Below are 16,606 nucleotides of genomic sequence, written 5' to 3' on the forward strand. Positions count from 1 at the left end.
CTAATCTGTCCCATGCTTGCGAGCCCCTGAAGAGAGGCCCGCTCTTGATTTTTTCAGGCGCTTTTTGCCTGTTTCGCAACCGTCAGGGAGGCGGCAGCCGCGTCGATACGTGCAAGACCCTCACGGGCCTCTTCCGCCGTGGTGACGAGCGGCGGCAGAAGACGGATGACATTGTCGCCCGCAGGCACGCCAAGCAGATGCTCTGCGCGCATGGCCTGCAGCAATTCGCCCGAAGGAATCTTCGCCTTGATGCCCAGAAGCAGGCCTTCGCCGCGAATTTCCTCGATCACGTCAGGATAACGGTCCTTGAGCGAGGCGAGACCCTGCCGGAAGACCAGCGCGACGTCACGGACCTTCTCGAGAAAACCTTCGGAGAGAACGACGTCAAGCACGGCATTGCCGACTGCCATGGCCAGCGGGTTGCCGCCATAGGTGGTGCCATGTACGCCCGCCGTCATGCCGGAAGCGGCATCTGCCGTGGCAAGGCATGCGCCGAGCGGGAAACCGCCACCGATACCCTTGGCGACCGCCATGATATCGGGCGCAACACCGGTATGTTCATAAGCAAACAGCTTGCCTGTGCGGCCGACACCCGTCTGGACCTCATCGAAAATCAGCAGCAGGCCGTGCTCGTCGCACAATCCGCGCAGGATTTGCAGGAATTCCTTGCTGGGCGAGCGAATGCCGCCCTCGCCCTGGATGGGCTCGATCAGAAGTGCAGCAGTCTCAGCCGTGATGACGGCCTTGAGGGCATCGACATCACCGAACGGAACCTGATCGAAACCTTCGACCTTGGGACCGAAACCTTCGAGGTATTTCTGCTGGCCACCCGCGGCGATCGTCGCCAGTGTACGGCCATGGAAAGCGCCTTCGAAGGACACGATGCGGAACTTCTCCGGATGGCCCTTGGTATAGTGATAACGGCGGGCGGTCTTGATGGCGCATTCCAGGGCTTCCGCGCCTGAATTTGTGAAGAATACCTTGTCCGCGAAAGTCGCTTCCGTCAGGCGCCTGGCGAGTTTTTCCTGTCCCGGTACTTCATAAAGGTTCGAGACGTGCCAGACCTTCTCGGCCTGCGTCTTGATCGCATCAACGAGGTGAGGATGGGCGTGGCCCAGCGAGTTGACAGCAACACCGGCCGCAAAATCCAGATATCGCTCGCCGCTTTCCGTGAACAGCCATACACCCTCACCGCGCTCGAAGCGCAGGGGGGCTCTTGAAAACGTATCAAACAATGGCGCGCCGGCTTCGGCCATGGCTGTATCACTCCTTGCGCAGATGCGCTGTCAAACTGTTGTCAATAGGCTTGCGGGGTTATCCCTCGCCTGAAAATCAAAATGCCGCCTTGCGGCGGCAGGGGCACTATTGTCACTTCGTTTGCCGATGTCAACAAAAGTCAGCGTTTCCCGGGCTTCTCAAGCACTAGTATGCGGCGGCGGGCCAGCCCCAAGGTGTTGCCTTTCAGACTCAATACGCCAGCAAGTTGGGGAAAACCGGAAAATCGATTCCAGATGATTCCCGCGACTCTTGCCACGGAGTCGGGCTGGCACTAGGTTAATCGCTAATTACTAGACTGCATTGCGGCGGAACTAGTCACCGAAAATCAGGCGGAAACCACGCTTGCGGCATGCGCGCGAGACGGAGAGGGATTCTGCCGAAAATACACGCGACAAGCGGAGAAGCGGCATGAACTGGACAGACGAACGAGTCGAAAAGCTCAAGAAATTGTGGTCCGAGGGCCTTAGCGCCAGCCAGATTGCAGCGCAGCTGGGCGGCGTCAGCCGTAATGCCGTGATCGGCAAGGTCCATCGTCTCAATCTGCCGGGACGCGTCAAGGCTGGCGGTCCAGTGACTTCGGCACGCTCCGCGCCGAAGCGCACCGCTGCCCCTGCCCCGCGTGCGACGACTTTCGCAGGTCGCGTCAACGCGGCACCGGCGCGCATCCTCACCCGTTCGAACGCGGCAACGGCGCTGCACGAGGAGATCGATATCGAGACCGCGCAGGTTCTCGATTACGTTCCTTCCAAGAACGTTGTCACGCCCATTTCCCGTCGCCTGACGCTGACGGAACTGACCGAGCGCACCTGCAAATGGCCGGTTGGCGATCCGCTGAAGGACGACTTCCATTTCTGCGGTTGTGAAGCGCTGGAATCTTCGCCCTATTGCAAGTTCCATGCGAAACTCGCCTACCAGCCGGTGAGCGAGCGCCGCAAGGCTTGAGTGTTGCGGCACGCATTCAGCACTCAAAAATTACGGGCCTTCGGGCCCGTTTTTTTATGACAAAAATAAAGCCGCTTTCTGGGCGGCTTGATGGCAGGCCACACCCTTTCCCCTTACTATTGGGCGTGACCCTTCAATCCGGATTTCAACGCGCAGCCGATCTCCTCCGGTCAAAACGGACAATGGCATCGAGTTTGGCGGATATTCATATTGAAAAAGCCCGAAACCGTTTCAGATTTCGGGCTTCCTGATTTTTTGGTGCACTACTTCGCCAGCGAAACCATCTGGTTCCGCTTCGCTCAGGCTTCCATCGAATATCCCGCACCACGCACCGTGCGGATGACATCCTGCATGTGCGAGAAATTCAGGGCCTTGCGCAGACGTCCGACATGCACATCGACAGTGCGCTCGTCGACATAGATATCGTGACCCCAGACGCCATCCAGCAATTGCGAGCGGGAAAACACCCGACCCGGCGACGTCATCAGGAATTCCAGCAAGCGGAATTCCGTGGGGCCGAGGCGCACTTCGCGGCTTTTGCGGTGAACGCGATGGGTCTCGCGATCCAGTTCGATATCGCCGCATTTGAGCACCGACGACAGAACCTCCGGACGGGCCCGGCGCAACATGGCCTTGACCCGGGCCATGAGTTCCGGCGTCGAGAACGGCTTGACGACATAATCGTCAGCGCCGGTAGCGAGACCGCGAACCCGTTCGCTCTCTTCGCCACGCGCCGTCAGCATGATGATGGGCAGGCGTTCTGTTTCCGGCCGCATTCTCAAGCGCCGGCACAGTTCGATACCGGAGACACCGGGCAACATCCAGTCCAGGATAAGAAGATCCGGAATGCGCTCCTGCAGCCTGATTTCCGCCTCATCGCCACGGGGTATCGTGTCGACGTCGTATCCCTCAGCCTCGAGATTGTAACGAAGCAGGACGCTCAACGCTTCCTCGTCTTCCACAACTGCAATCTTGGGCACCATATGCTGAACTCCGCAAGCTTCTGCTTGTCTGTTACTCGGTCACCGAACCAAGCGTGTTGGAACTGTCGTCCTTCGGACGCTCGCCCTCCGGCTGGCTGCCGGTGGTCATGTAATAGATCGTCTCTGCGATATTCGTCGCATGATCGCCGATACGCTCGATGTTCTTGGCGCAGAACAGAAGATGCGTGCAGGTGGTGATGTTGCGCGGGTCTTCCATCATGTAGGTCAGAAGCTCCCGGAAGAGCGACGTGTACATGGCATCGATTTCCTCGTCGCGTTCACGGATCGCATTGGCCTTTTCGGCGGAACGCGTGGAATAGACGTCGAGGACTTCCTTGAGCTGCACCAGCGCCAGGTCGGACAGATGCTCGATGCCGCGGGCGAGCTTGCGCGGAACACCGGTGCCGGCGACAGCAATAACGCGCTTGGCCGTGTTCTTGCCAAGATCGCCGACGCGTTCGAGATCGGCGGCGATACGCAGGGTGCCGATGATCTCGCGAAGGTCTGCCGCCATCGGCTGACGCTTGGCGATGGTTACAATCGCCTTGTCGCCGATTTCGCGCTCAGCATGGTCGAGAATGGTATCGTCCGAAATGACCTTCTGCGCGAGCGCAGCATCGGAATTGACGAGTGCGCGCACGGCGTCACCGCACATCTGCTCGGCAAGACCGCCCATTTCGGCGATGCGGCGCGTCAGAAACTTCAGTTCGTCGTCATAGGCAGACAGGATATGCGAATGGGTCGTTGTCTGTGTCATGGTCTATTCCTCCGGCTTGGCCTGCATGCGCGTGCCCAACAGCGGGGCACGGCAGAGGCACCAGTCTTGTACGGTTACGATAAAGCACCGGCCGGGGATCAGCCGAAGCGGCCCATGATGTAGTCCTGCGTGCGCTGGTCGTCCGGATTGGTGAACATCTTGTCGGTTTCGTTTTCTTCGACAAGATGACCAAGATGGAACATGGCCGTACGCTGGGAAACGCGCGCCGCCTGCTGCATGGAGTGCGTGACGATGACGATGGTGTAGTTGGTGCGCAGTTCGTGGATCAGTTCCTCGACCTTCGCAGTCGCGATCGGATCCAGCGCCGAGCACGGCTCGTCCATCAGGATCACTTCCGGGCTGACGGCAACCGCGCGTGCGATGCACAGACGCTGCTGCTGGCCACCGGAGAGACCCGTGCCGGATTCCAGCAAACGATCCTTCACCTCGTTCCAGAGACCCGCTTTCTGCAGGCTATGCTCGACGATCTGATCCATATCCGCCTTGTTGCGGGCGAGACCGTGGATACGAGGGCCGTAGGCGATGTTCTCATAAATCGTCTTCGGAAACGGGTTCGGCTTCTGGAACACCATGCCGACGCGGGCACGCAGTTCCACGACGTCGATCTGCTGATCGTAGATATCGTCGGTATCGAGCGTGATCTTGCCGGTGACCCGGCAACCGTCGATCGTGTCGTTCATGCGGTTCAAGGTGCGCAGGAAAGTGGATTTACCGCAACCGGACGGGCCGATAAGTGCAGTCACCGTGTTTTCGCGGACATTGAGGTTCACGTCGTAAAGCGCGCGCTTTTCGCCGTAATAAACCGAAACATCCTTGCCGATCATCTTGTATGAGACTTCATTCATTTTCTTGTCCAGCGCCTTTTCAACTGCTGCTTCCGACAACATGTTCATTGCTCTAGCTCCCTCTACCAGCGCCGCTCAAAGCGGCGACGCAACAGGATTGCGCCAACATTCATGAGAATGAGGAACAGAAGCAGGATGATGATAGCGCCAGATGTCCGTTCGACAAAGGCACGCTCAGCTTCGTTCGCCCACATGTAAATCTGCACCGGCAGGGCCGTGGACGGATCCATAGGCGTTGTCGGATAGTTCGCGACGAATGCCACCATGCCGATCAGAAGCAGCGGCGCCGTTTCGCCCAGTGCGTGGGCGAGACCGATGATGGTGCCGGTCAGAATGCCAGGCATTGCCAGCGGCAGGACGTGATGGAAAATCGTCTGCATCTTGGAAGCGCCAAGACCGAGTGCGGCGGCGCGGATCGACGGCGGCACGGCCTTCAATGCAGCGCGGGTGGCGATGATGATCGTCGGCAGGGTCATCAGCGTCAGGACGAGGCCGCCGACCAGCGAGGCCGAGCGTGGAAAGCCCATGAAGTTGATGAAGACGGAGAGACCGAGCAGACCGTAAACAATGGAGGGAACAGCCGCCAGATTGTTGATGTTGACCTCGATAAGGTCCGTCAACCGGTTCTTGGGGGCAAATTCCTCCAGATAGATGGAGGCCGCAACACCGATCGGCAGCGACAGCACCAGCACGATCAGCATCATGTAGAACGAGCCGATCAGCGCAACGCCAACACCCGCGGCTTCCGGACGGCTCGAAGCGCCGTTGACGAAGATGCCGGTATTGAAATGCTTGCCAAGCTGTCCGCTTTCCACGAGCTGGTTCATCCAGCCGAGCTGCTGGTTCGAGATACGGCGGTTTGCTTCATCCCCCGACATGTCGATCTGGCCCTTGAAGGCGCTGTCCACATCACCCGACGCGAGAAGCGTGACGCTGCGCGTGGTGCCGATGACGGACGGATCGGCGACGACGATATCACGCAACTGGGTGCGTACGCTGTCGGAGATCATGACGTTGACGGCGCGAAGACCGGCCTTATCCGTCGGCGCGACGCCGAGAACCTTGGCCACTGCATCACGGGCGAGGACGGGGTAGTTGGCCGTCATCAGCTTTGCCGGATCGGTTGCGCGCTCGTTCTTTGGATCGATGATCAGTTCGGAAAACTCGACCGGAACGGTGATCATCGTCTGCTGGAAGGCGGTGTGACCCTTGGATACGACCGACCAGAGCAGCAGAAAGAGGAAGATGAGGCCGAACGAGATTGCTGCCAATCCATAGGCGCGGAAGCGACGTTCAGCTGCATAGCGACGCTTGATGCCGATATCACGGCGCGTGGCCTTGTTCACGGCGGCAGCACCGGCCGCCGGAGAAACGATGTCGGTCATTCATATTGCTCCCGGTATTTGCGCACGATGTAAAGCGCGTAGATATTCAGGCAAAGCGTGATTGCAAAAAGAGTTATGCCCAGCGCGAAGGCCACCAGCGTTTGCGGCGAGGTAAACTCAAGGTCACCCGTCAGCTGGCTGACAATCTTGACCGTCACTGTTGTCATGGGTTCGAAGGGGTTGAGCTGCAGGCGGGCAGCGACGCCAGCCGCAAGAACCACGATCATGGTCTCGCCGATCGCACGCGACGCCGTCATCAGCACGGCGCCGACGATGCCGGGAAGAGCGGCGGGAAGGATGACCTTCTTGATGGTTTCAGAGCGCGTGGCGCCGAGACCGAGAGAGCCATCGCGCAGCGAACGCGGCACGGCGGTGATGATGTCGTCAGACAGCGACGAAACATAAGGGATCAGCATGATACCCATGACGAAGCCGGCGGTGATGACGCTCTGCGCCTGGATGAAGTTGGCGTAGTTGCCTGTCGCAAGACCGCTGATCTGCGTGGAAATGTCTCGCAGGAAAGGACCAACGGTCGTCAGCGCGAAGAAGCCGTAGACGATTGTCGGGATGCCCGCGAGCACCTCGAGCAGCGGCTTTACTATCGAGCGAAGGCGCGGCGTCGCATATTCCGACATATAGATCGCCGAAAACAGCCCGACCGGAACGGCGACCAGCATGGCGACGAAACCAATATAGAGCGTGCCGGCGAGCAGCGGGATCAGGCCGAACTGGCCGGAAGAGTCGGTCGCACCGGCAGCGGCAAAACGCGGATCCCATACCGTTCCGAAGAAGAACTGGTGCGCCGGAACCATGGTAAAGAACTGGATTGCTTCCGAAAGCATCGAAAGGACGATGCCGATGGTCGTCAGGATGGCGATGGACGACGCGACGACCAGAGCCGCGAGAATGACCCGCTCCACCCTGTTGCGCGCCCGAAAACGCGGCGCGATTGAACGCAGTGCATAAGCGGCACCGGCGAATGCGGCCAGCAGCACGGTGGCGATCATGCCCAGGCGGCTGGTGGAGGTCATCGCATTCAGCGTCTGGGCGGCATCGACCATGAAACGCTGGGGTTCGCCGGCAATTGCCACGCCCTTCGATGCAAGAAGCGATCTTACCGCAGCCGTATCCGCATCAACCTTTGCGGTTTCTTCCGGCGTCAGACGCTGAAGACCGCGGGCGATGGACGTTACCATGCCGTAGGTGAGGCTCTGCTGCGCTTCGGATTGGGAGCGCACATCTTCGGGAAATTCGCCACGCACCGCAGAGGTAACGATCAGCGGGCTGATAACAAGCCAGATACAGAGAATGAGCGCTGCGGGCAGCACCGCCCAGACGACAGCGTAGGAACCGTGATAACCGGCACGGGAATGCATGCTGGAGGGACGCCCACCAGACAAAGCAACGGCGCGGCGGCTGCCGAGCAGATAACTGCCGATGCCGATCAACACCAGTATCAGCAAAAGGATCGATGTGTTCATTAGAGTTCCCTCGTCGTGCCTCAAGAGCACGGTGCGATATCGGGCAAATCAAAAAGTCATCAAAACGAGACCGCTGGACCATCCAGAGATGCTTGCCGCCTGACTGTAACAAAGTCTGGCAAGCGTCAAGGTTGATACATCCTATCCATCTGTAATCCATCAACAATTATGTGGACGGCGATGGATGGGAACTGTCAACCGGAGACAGCCGCCTTAAGCACAACGGTACCGGAGCGGAGAGAGGGGTGCGGCAGGCCACACCCCTCCTTGTTTATTACATCGAAGCGCCGGCAGCGAACTTGGAGCGAATTTCTTCGCGTTCTTTTTCCGGAGCGGCAACGAGGCCGTAGTTTGCGAGCGGGGAGTCGGGGCCGATCATTTCGTCAGAAACGAAGAACTCGACATATTCCTTGAGGCCCGGGATAACGCCCAAGTGAGCCTTCTTCACGTAGAAGAACAGCGGGCGCGAAACCGGGTACTTGCCGCTGGCAACGGTTTCCGTGGACGGAACAACGCCGCTGACGGTCGCAACCTTCAGGCGGTCAGCGTTGTTCTCGTAAAATGCCAGGCCGAAAACGCCGAGGCCGGTCTTGTTGGCGTCGATGCGGGCAAGCGTCTCGGTGTAGTCGCCGTCGATGTCGACTGCAGCGCCGTCCTTGCGAACTGCAACGCACTTGGCAGCAGCCTGCTTGGCGTCGGTGATCAGCGCCTTGATGGCGTCGGTCGCCTTGGCTTCCTTGCAGCCGTCAGCCATGATCTTCTCTTCGAAGACTTCACGTGTGCCGTGCTTGGAACCCGGAATGTAAGCGGCGATCGCTACATCAGGCAGTTCCTTGTTGATTTCCGACCACTTCTTGTAAGGGTTGGCAACGAGCTTGCCGTCCTTGACGATTTCAGCGGCGAGCGCGAGGTACAGATCCTTCGGCTCGAGCTTGATGTCCTTGTTGGAAGAGTCCATTGCGAAGACGATGCCGTCGTAGCCGATCTTCACTTCCTGAACGTCGGCAACGCCAGCGGCCTTACAAGCGGCAAGTTCGTCGCTCTTGATCGGGCGCGAAGCGTTTGCAATGTCGATGGTGCCTTCGCCGACGCCAGAGCAGAACGCCTTCAGACCGCCGCCCGTGCCGCCAGACTCAACAACCGGAGCCTTGAAGTTCGGAAAAGTCTCAGCAAAAGTTTCGGCAACGATCTTGGCATAGGGCAGAACCGTGGAGGAACCAGCAACCTGGATCTGGTCGCGAGCAGCGGCGGCGCCAGCGAAGGCGACAGAAGCCACCAGAGCTGCTGCGGAAAATTTAACGAAGTTCATTTGTCTCTCCCGTCGTGGGCTTGTTTGTGGACGCAGCCGATAGCGGCAGACGCTCTTAGCATGCGCTCGGCGGTCTCTTCTTAACCACCGTAACCACTTCCTTTTATGTCACTTCGGTGAAAGATTTGTGACAGCCTAAATTATTGATTTTATTTATAAAATTTTTCGAAGCTGAAGACTGTAACGTACTCTATGTCAGAATCTGACGGTAAAGTCCGTGCCATTGCCCAGTTCCGATTTAATGATGAGGCGGGCGCGGTGGCGGGTGAGGATGTGCTTGACGATGGCAAGCCCGAGGCCGGTCCCTTTTTTGGAGCGACTGTCAGCGACACTGACGCGGTAAAACCGTTCCGTCAGACGCGGCACATGTTCGGCAGGAATGCCCGGCCCCTTGTCAATGACGCTCACCTCCACCGGCTTACCGGGATCGGCACGCAGCCAGACATCCACGACCTTGCCTTCCTGGCCATATTTACAAGCATTTTCAACGAGGTTCTGAAACACTTGCACCAGTTCGTCGCGGTCGCCCTGCACTTCTGCCGGCCGGTCGGGCAGATGCAGCGTAATAACCACATCCAGCTCGTTGGCGAGCGGCAGCAGCGCATCCCGGACATGGCCGATGACTGGGACGAGATCGACCTTCTGGTCCGGCGCAATATTCGCCCGCAATTCCAGCCTTGAAAGCGACATGAGGTCATCCACCAGCCTGCTCATGCGTGTGGCCTGATCGAGCATGATGGCGAGGAAACGTTCCTGCGCTTTGGGGTCGTTGCGGGCCGGCCCCTGCATGGTTTCGATGAAACCGCGCAGCGAGGCGAGCGGGGTGCGCAATTCATGGCTTGCATTGGCGACGAAGTCGCTGCGCATGCGGTCGATGCGGCGAAGCTCCGAAACATCGCGGAACGACAGGATGTAGAACGGTGGACCCGCTGCCTCTCCCGCATCCGCCCGGGCAATGCGGACGATGAAGACCCGCTCTGAGGGAAAACGCTCGGAATGCTCGACCTGGTTGGGCTGGCCGGTGGTGATGGTTTCGCGAATGACATCCAGCAAGCCCGGCGAACGCAGCCGGGCGGAAATATGTGCGCCGGCCGGAAGCTGGCCAAAGGCGCGTTCCGCCGCGCCGTTCTGATAAAGCACGCCTGCGTTTTTATCGAGGATGAAGACCGGCGTATCCAGAACGGCCAGACCCGCCCTCACCCCGGAAATGACGTTTTCGCCGGGCACATCAGGTTCTTCCGCCTCAGCAGCTGCGGTTTCATCCTTAGCCGGCTCCTCCGGCTTTTGCCGAGCGGTCAAAATAGCGATGACGGCACAGAGCCACAGGACGGCTGGCATATAGGGCGTTTGCAACTCAGAAACGGCAGCGACGGCAAGCATGCTGACGACGAGAACAGGCAACCAGTTTCGGCCAAGCTTTTTCGCAAAAAGCTTCAATCCACTCTCGCCTTTCATGACTGCCATTTCAGCACACTTTCCACTTTCACCTGACAGCGCATCGGAGTCTCATAGGCCAGCTTCATGACAGAGATTCATCATCGCGTATTTTCCACAGCGTATATGCGCAAAATCTGCGCCGCAATCGTCACTGCGGTAGCACTCCGGCTAACCAATCCTCTTTCACTTGAATTATGCGGGTGGATATGAACTCATTGGCAGCGAGTTGCCTTTACACAACAACATCAGGAGGAAAGCATGGGCGAAGAAACGAAGAAGCGATCGGTGGAGATCACCATTGGCGGCAAGCTGCGCAGCTTCGACATCGACGATCCGGTTCTTCCCGACTGGGTGGAGGAGAAGAAGCTTTCCGCCGGAGATTTTCCTTACGACAAAAAGATGAAGCGGGAGGAATACGACGCCACCCTCGAGGCGCTGCAGGTTGAGCTGGTCAAGGTGCAGTTCTGGCTGCAGGCCACCGGCAAACGGGTGATGGCAGTCTTCGAAGGACGCGATGCCGCCGGAAAGGGCGGCGCGATCTTTGCGGCCCACGCTTACCTCAACCCCCGCTATGCCCGTGTCGTGGCGCTGACCAAACCAACCGAGACCGAGCGTGGCCAATGGTATTTCCAGCGCTATATCTCGCATTTCCCGACGGCTGGAGAATTCGTCCTCTTCGACCGTTCCTGGTATAACCGCGCCGGGGTGGAGCCTGTTATGGGCTTCTGCACCCCGGAAGAGCACAAGCGCTTTCTCAAGGAAACACCACGCCTCGAAAAGATGCTGGTCCACGAGGGTGTTCATCTTTTCAAGTTCTGGCTTGATATCGGCCGTGAAACGCAGATCGAGCGCTTCCATGACCGTCGCCACAGCCCGCTAAAATGCTGGAAGCTTTCCGACATGGATATCGCCGCGCTGACGAAGTGGGACGACTACACACAAAAGCGCGACGAGATGCTGGAAAAGACCCACACCGATGTCGCCCCTTGGACGGTGGTGCGCGCCAACGACAAACGCCGTGCGAGGGTGAACCTCATTCGCCACATCCTCACTACGCTTGATTACGACGGCAAGGACAAAAAGGCGATTGGCGAAATCGACGACAAGATTCTTGGATCAGGACCGGGTTCTCTGAAATAAGACTGGGAGACGTCAACAAGCGCCCCGGCTGCGGCGCTTGTTCCCTCTTCTTGCTGGATTCTTACTGACCCGGCAAAATGCGCACGGAGTACAGGTTCACCGGGCGGGCATTGCCATCGATATCGCTGTTGATGAAGATCTTGCCGGGCGCATTCGGGGCAAGCGAACGCTCGAACGTCGTGTTCAGCAGCATATCCGCACGCTCGGCCGTGGCCGTGAAACGGTGACGGGAGCAATCGCCCAACGTGGCGAAATCGCATGCTACGGAAACCTGCGTTTGCCGATCGCTGGAGGATTGCAGCGTGATCGAGATGGTCGAGGATTTACCCGCCATGTCGCGCATCACTTCCACCGGAACCTCGACGCTGATTGCGCCGTCCTGAGAGACGCTTCTCGACGTCACCCGTATCGCCTTGCCGGCGGGTGTGGCGATGTTCTCGACATTGGCGCGGGGGCCTGCCGAAACTCCGGAACTGCCGCGCTCCGCATTAAATACTTCCACCCAGTCGTCGGAAAAACCGCGGCCGGCGGAAAGGCTCGGCGCGGGCTCAGTACCGTTGAAGTCCTCCGCCTGGACTTGTGCCGGCGGATTGGGCACGCTGGTATCGCGCTGCTCCGGCGTGAGCAGCAGGCCTGAGGAATAGACCCACCAGGCGCCGAAACCGACAAAGGCCAGAAGCGATACGAGCATGAAAAGCCGGGCGAAAAGTCCGCGACGCTTGCGGCGGCCAACGGCACCTTCCGGACGAAACGCGAGCGAGGCGTCACCTGCGCTGGAGCCTCTTCTTGGCGGTTTTCCATTGCGATGTCCAGCACTCAGAGGTTCCGGAGCAGCAGCGGCGCCCGGCCGCACATCGCGCGTTTCGCCACGCAATTCCGGCTCGACGGCCATATCGCCGTGATGCTGCGATTGTGAGACGGGATCGACCGAGGGGCCGTCATGCGCCGCACTTTCCGGCACAGGCGGCCGCAACTGCTGCTCCACCCTGTCCATAAGACGGTTCCGCTCTTCATTCTCTATAACATGGATCAGGCTTTCGAGCCGCTGGCGCTGCTGGCCCACAATCTGCGGGTCGTCTATGCCCTGCTTGCGCAGGCCCGCTTCCAGTGCCTGACGGGACGATTGGTAAATTCGTGCACGAACTTCGGCGTTCGATCTGTCCGATTTTTCCAGAGCATTTCTGATTGCCGTTTCCAGTCCGCTCACGACCGATCCTTATTCTACTGCTCTTCGCAAAAAATATGTGGCAGTGCGCCATTGGTTTACGATTCGGTAACGGCTATGCCGCGCCTCCGCAAGCATCGTTTGCGATAAAGACCGGATTGCCTTGGGGAAAATCGATCCATTGTGGCGCTGCGAGCGCAGGTCTGCCGGGCCAGTACGACGCTGTTTTCGCTTTCAATCCGCTGCCGAACACGATATTGACTTACGTGCGCGTAAACGTAATCCGTGGGAGGAGACATGCTGCCGTCCGTGCTGAAAGACAATCTGCGTCTTCCGGTCATAGCGTCACCGCTATTCATTATTTCGCATCCGCAATTGACGCTGGCGCAATGCAAGGCGGGTGTCATCGGCGCTTTCCCGGCGCTGAATGCGCGGCCCGAAAGCCAGCTGGACGAATGGCTGGCAATGATCACCGAGGATCTAGCCGCCCACAACAGGGCCAACCCCGAGCGCCCGGCCGCTCCTTTCGCCGTCAACCAGATCGTACATATGTCCAACCGGCGGCTGGAACACGATCTCGGCCTCTGCGTCAAATACAAGGTGCCGGTCGTGATTTCCTCGCTTGGTGCAGTACCGGAAGTCAATGCGGCCGTGCATTCCTATGGCGGTATCGTGCTGCATGATGTCATCAACGATCGCCACGCCCGCTCCGCCATCCGCAAGGGCGCGGACGGGCTGATTGCGGTGGCAACGGGTGCAGGCGGACATGCGGGCACGCTTTCACCCTTCGCCCTGGTTCAGGAAATCCGCGAATGGTTCGATGGTCCCCTGCTGCTGGCTGGCGCCATCGCCAATGGCGGCTCCATCCTTGCGGCGCAGGCCATGGGCGCGGATATGGCCTATATAGGCTCCCCCTTCATCGCGACGCAGGAAGCCCGGGCCTCCGACGCTTACAAGCAGGCGATCGTGGAGGCACAGGCCAAGGACATCGTTTATTCGAACTATTTCACGGGCGTACACGGCAACTACCTGAAAAGCTCGATCGTCGCCTCAGGCATGGACCCCGACAACCTGCCGGAAGCGGACCCTTCCAAGATGGACTTCGAAACCGCCACCGGCGGCGCAAAGGCCTGGAAGGATATCTGGGGCGCCGGACAAGGCATCGGAGCGGTCAAGGTGGTGGAGCCGGTGGCTGACCTCGTCGATCGGCTGGTACGCGAGTATGAGGCAGCCAGACAGCGCATCTGCGCGAGAGGCTGAGGCCACCTATAAACAACGGGCAGGCAAAGCTTTTTTTCGGATTTTTCGAAACCCGCGAATTCAAGGCTTGAAATCCGTCAGCATTGCCTGTATCAGCCCGCCATGAAGCTGATCCGTAACAAACGGGTCACAATCGGGCCGCTTTAGCTCAGTTGGTAGAGCACGTCATTCGTAATGACGGGGTCACGTGTTCGAGTCACGTAAGCGGCACCATTTCTTCCTAAAAAATTCATTTCCGACACTTAGTTGCCTTTGGTGCGGCGTTGTCCACTGGCGGAAATCGTCATTTGGCGCTGCTGCTGCAATCATAAAACCTTTGAAACCAAACAGGCCTCCGCACGTTGAGCAGCAAGTCGCAATCAAATGGAAAGCTTGCCATCGTGGATGTCCTTCGTATTCTCATCGCCATCATTCTTCCGCCGGTTGGCGTGTTTCTCCAGGTCGGACTTGGTCTCCATTTCTGGTTGAATATCCTGCTCACGCTTTGCGGTTACATTCCCGGCATCATTCACGCGATCTGGGTGATCCTGCGCAAATGAGATTTGCGCGGCATATGACGGGACAACCATCAGATGCGCACAATATTTTAGTACGTGATTAAATTCGTAATGCCGACTGGAACCTCATCTTCTCCCTCACGTTATGGTGATGACACCAGCTAAGGAGAAAATCATGAACCAGATCATCTACATCGTGGGCCTCGTCGTCATCGTTCTGGCGATTCTGTCGTTTTTCGGCTTTCGTTGATCACCGTTGTCAATTCGATCGCTTGCGCTTATTCTAATCAGCGGTAACACACGGCTGCGTTCATGGGTTGCTTTGCTGTCGGGTGTATTTCGGGATCGCGTTGCTCTGGGAGGTGCACGATGAAGAACGAGAGATGGACAGAGCCTGTCGAGGTCAATCTCGAGGCGAAGGGCAAAAGCGTTATCGCCGGCCCGTTCGAGGCACTGATGTTATTGACGGAAGGCTGGCCCAAAATTCGCGGATTGAGTTTCGTGAGAGCCAGAAGCGCCTGCCGCGCTGCGCTTGATGGACGCAAATCGCCGGAGGAAGCGCGAAAGTGCTTTACCGATGCGGTTTCCGAGATGCAGAAAAATCCGCACTGACCATATTCAGACGACAAATGGCCCCTCGAAAGGGGCCATTTTCATGCTTGCCATATTTCGTTCGATCTACATCCAGTAAGGTGCGACGCCGTAGTGGTCGTAAACCTTGCGGTCTCGCGCATGCAGCAGGTCGTCGTCGTCCAGATTAGCGAAGTGAGGCGCATTTTCGATCTGCTCTTTGGTAAGATCGATGCGATAGCCATCAAGCTCTTCGTCGTAATGGAGCTTTTCCCACGGCAGCGGATAATAGTCGTCGCCGATTCCGAAAAAGCCACCGAAGCTCAAAACCGCGTAGGCGACACGGCCGCCGCGTTTTTCCAGAATGATACGCTGGATCGAGCCGATATGCTTGCCATCGGCGCCATAGACGCGCGTGCCTTCAACCTTGTCGCTGGCGATCAGGCTCGGTGTATCCTTGACGTAAGGGTCCTGCCCGGCACGGGGTTCTTGATGCAACATAACGTCTTTCCTCCTTGGTTTTTCCTCGTGAGTATTACACCTGGTAAACCCCTCCACCGGAAATTCGTTCCGAAGCTTTTCGCGCGCTGCGGGCTGAAGACGCGGATCAGGAGGCGCGGAAAAAGCCCTATTGGCGGATTTTTTGCCAGACGGAAGGAGAAACGCCGACCATTTTACGGAAGACGCGGGAAAAATGCGCCTGATCCGAAAACCCGGCTGCGATGGCGATGTCGGTCAGCGCCATGTCGGCTCGCATCATCAGGTCCTTGACCCGATCGATACGCGCCTGCATCTGCCATTGATGCGGCGGTACGCCTGTCGACGCTTTGAAGGCGTGGCTGAAATGGGATTGCGACAGGTTGGTGAGTTCTGCCAGTTCCTCCAGCCTTATCGACCGCAGGCAATGTTCGCGAATGTAATCGGTCGCCGCCCTCAACTGCCAGGAGGCCAGCTTGCTGCGTTTTTTGACCGGCTCCCGCTTCACCTTGAGGAAATCCGTCAACAGCGCCAGCACGAGGCTTTCGCCGTATAGATCGTGCAAAGGGTCTGGATTATCACATTCGGCGGCGATCAGCCGCGCAAGCACCAGCAGGCGCTCATCCTCGAACATCAGGTGCGGATCGAGCAATCCGTGCGGATCGAACCCCTGCACCAGCCGCGCCCCCAGCAATCCCGCATCGAAGTGCAGATCGAGATGGCGCACGAAGGAAACATTGCTGAGTTCCGCATGTACATCCAGGTCGGCCGGTACGAAGGAAATGCGGTTCGCTTCGGATGACGCGTAATTGTCGCAGCGGCTACGGTTCATCATGAATCGGCCATCATCCGTCCCATCCATATCGAGCAGGAAAACGAAACGCGGGTCCTTGCCGACATAGCGGCCACCCGCCTTCGATGCGCAACGCACGTCCCAAAGATCGGCGACGATGCCGTTCCACACCCGCGAGCGTGGGCCGCCGATGACGGCAAAGCCCTCGATCTCATTTTCCATCCGAACGCGGAAAGCCATGGCCTCTCGATCCCGCAAGGCGCAAA

Annotated in this window: 16 protein-coding genes and 1 tRNA gene; 6 read left to right on the forward strand and 11 right to left on the reverse strand. The window is 58.4% G+C overall.

Annotation, left to right across the window (positions count from 1 at the left end):
• Positions 1-53: 53 nt before the first annotated feature.
• Positions 54-1,256 (reverse strand): aspartate aminotransferase family protein, encoded by a 1,203-nt coding sequence (locus ASD46_RS04990; protein ID WP_013635420.1) that lies wholly within the window; start codon positions 1,254-1,256, stop codon positions 54-56.
• A gap of 430 nt (positions 1,257-1,686) precedes the next feature.
• Between ASD46_RS04990 and ASD46_RS04995 the strand changes: the two genes are divergently transcribed.
• Positions 1,687-2,220 carry a GcrA family cell cycle regulator gene (locus tag ASD46_RS04995; RefSeq protein ID WP_003514924.1) on the forward strand — a complete coding sequence of 178 codons (534 nt, stop codon included), beginning with the start codon at positions 1,687-1,689 and terminating at the stop codon, positions 2,218-2,220.
• A 299-nt stretch (positions 2,221-2,519) separates the two neighbouring features.
• Here ASD46_RS04995 and phoB read toward each other — a convergent pair whose 3' ends face one another.
• The 7 genes from phoB to phoR form a co-directional block, all read right to left on the reverse strand.
• A complete protein-coding gene (gene phoB / locus ASD46_RS05000; protein ID WP_003493692.1) occupies positions 2,520-3,203 on the reverse strand; it encodes a phosphate regulon transcriptional regulator PhoB in 684 nt (227 codons plus the stop codon).
• Between the two features lie 31 nt (positions 3,204-3,234).
• On the reverse strand, positions 3,235-3,960 hold the full coding sequence (gene phoU, locus ASD46_RS05005; RefSeq protein ID WP_003514921.1) for a phosphate signaling complex protein PhoU: 726 nt from the start codon (positions 3,958-3,960) through the stop codon (positions 3,235-3,237).
• A gap of 98 nt (positions 3,961-4,058) precedes the next feature.
• A complete protein-coding gene (gene pstB / locus ASD46_RS05010; RefSeq protein ID WP_003514913.1) occupies positions 4,059-4,874 on the reverse strand; it encodes a phosphate ABC transporter ATP-binding protein PstB in 816 nt (271 codons plus the stop codon).
• A 14-nt stretch (positions 4,875-4,888) separates the two neighbouring features.
• Positions 4,889-6,211 (reverse strand): phosphate ABC transporter permease PstA, encoded by a 1,323-nt coding sequence (gene pstA, locus ASD46_RS05015; RefSeq protein ID WP_025592391.1) that lies wholly within the window; start codon positions 6,209-6,211, stop codon positions 4,889-4,891.
• Positions 6,208-7,692, reverse strand: coding sequence for a phosphate ABC transporter permease subunit PstC (pstC, locus tag ASD46_RS05020; protein WP_003514909.1), 1,485 nt, complete (start codon positions 7,690-7,692; stop codon positions 6,208-6,210). The genes pstA and pstC overlap by 4 nt, the downstream gene beginning before the upstream one ends.
• Positions 7,693-7,966: 274 nt before the next feature.
• Positions 7,967-9,001, reverse strand: a complete 1,035-nt coding sequence (locus tag ASD46_RS05025) for a substrate-binding domain-containing protein (RefSeq protein ID WP_003514907.1) — start codon at positions 8,999-9,001, stop codon at positions 7,967-7,969.
• 195 nt (positions 9,002-9,196) lie between these two features.
• Positions 9,197-10,456 carry a phosphate regulon sensor histidine kinase PhoR gene (phoR, locus tag ASD46_RS05030; RefSeq protein ID WP_051365513.1) on the reverse strand — a complete coding sequence of 420 codons (1,260 nt, stop codon included), beginning with the start codon at positions 10,454-10,456 and terminating at the stop codon, positions 9,197-9,199.
• Between the two features lie 240 nt (positions 10,457-10,696).
• On the opposite strand from phoR, the gene ppk2 reads away from it, so the two are divergent.
• Positions 10,697-11,578: a polyphosphate kinase 2 gene (gene ppk2, locus ASD46_RS05035; RefSeq protein ID WP_060641862.1), complete on the forward strand. Its 882-nt coding sequence runs from the start codon at positions 10,697-10,699 to the stop codon at positions 11,576-11,578.
• A gap of 61 nt (positions 11,579-11,639) precedes the next feature.
• Here the strand turns inward: ppk2 and ASD46_RS05040 are convergent, their stop codons facing one another.
• A complete protein-coding gene (locus ASD46_RS05040) occupies positions 11,640-12,785 on the reverse strand; it encodes a hypothetical protein (RefSeq protein ID WP_025592386.1) in 1,146 nt (381 codons plus the stop codon).
• Between the two features lie 255 nt (positions 12,786-13,040).
• Here ASD46_RS05040 and ASD46_RS05045 point away from each other — a divergent pair, with 255 nt between their 5' ends.
• The 4 genes from ASD46_RS05045 (at position 13,041) to ASD46_RS05060 (ending at position 15,112) form a co-directional block, all read left to right on the forward strand.
• A complete protein-coding gene (locus ASD46_RS05045; RefSeq protein WP_025592384.1) occupies positions 13,041-14,003 on the forward strand; it encodes an NAD(P)H-dependent flavin oxidoreductase in 963 nt (320 codons plus the stop codon).
• A 137-nt stretch (positions 14,004-14,140) separates the two neighbouring features.
• Positions 14,141-14,216, forward strand: a tRNA-Thr gene (locus ASD46_RS05050).
• A gap of 167 nt (positions 14,217-14,383) precedes the next feature.
• The gene (locus ASD46_RS05055) at positions 14,384-14,542 is read left to right on the forward strand and encodes a YqaE/Pmp3 family membrane protein (protein ID WP_003514897.1); all 159 of its coding nucleotides are present in this window, start codon (positions 14,384-14,386) and stop codon (positions 14,540-14,542) included.
• Between the two features lie 327 nt (positions 14,543-14,869).
• Entirely contained in the window at positions 14,870-15,112 is a 243-nt protein-coding gene (locus tag ASD46_RS05060) for a DUF982 domain-containing protein (protein ID WP_003514896.1), read from the forward strand.
• A gap of 66 nt (positions 15,113-15,178) precedes the next feature.
• Here the strand turns inward: ASD46_RS05060 and ASD46_RS05065 are convergent, their stop codons facing one another.
• Together ASD46_RS05065 and ASD46_RS05070 are read right to left on the reverse strand one after the other, a co-directional pair.
• The gene (locus ASD46_RS05065) at positions 15,179-15,571 is read right to left on the reverse strand and encodes a PRC-barrel domain-containing protein (protein ID WP_060641863.1); all 393 of its coding nucleotides are present in this window, start codon (positions 15,569-15,571) and stop codon (positions 15,179-15,181) included.
• A 127-nt stretch (positions 15,572-15,698) separates the two neighbouring features.
• A complete protein-coding gene (locus tag ASD46_RS05070) occupies positions 15,699-16,580 on the reverse strand; it encodes a helix-turn-helix transcriptional regulator (protein ID WP_025592315.1) in 882 nt (293 codons plus the stop codon).
• Between the last annotated feature and the right edge of the window lie 26 nt (positions 16,581-16,606).

Origin of the sequence: Rhizobium sp. Root491 (genome assembly GCF_001427205.1) — a bacterium.
Classification (GTDB): Bacteria; Pseudomonadota; Alphaproteobacteria; order Rhizobiales; family Rhizobiaceae; genus Agrobacterium; species Agrobacterium tumefaciens.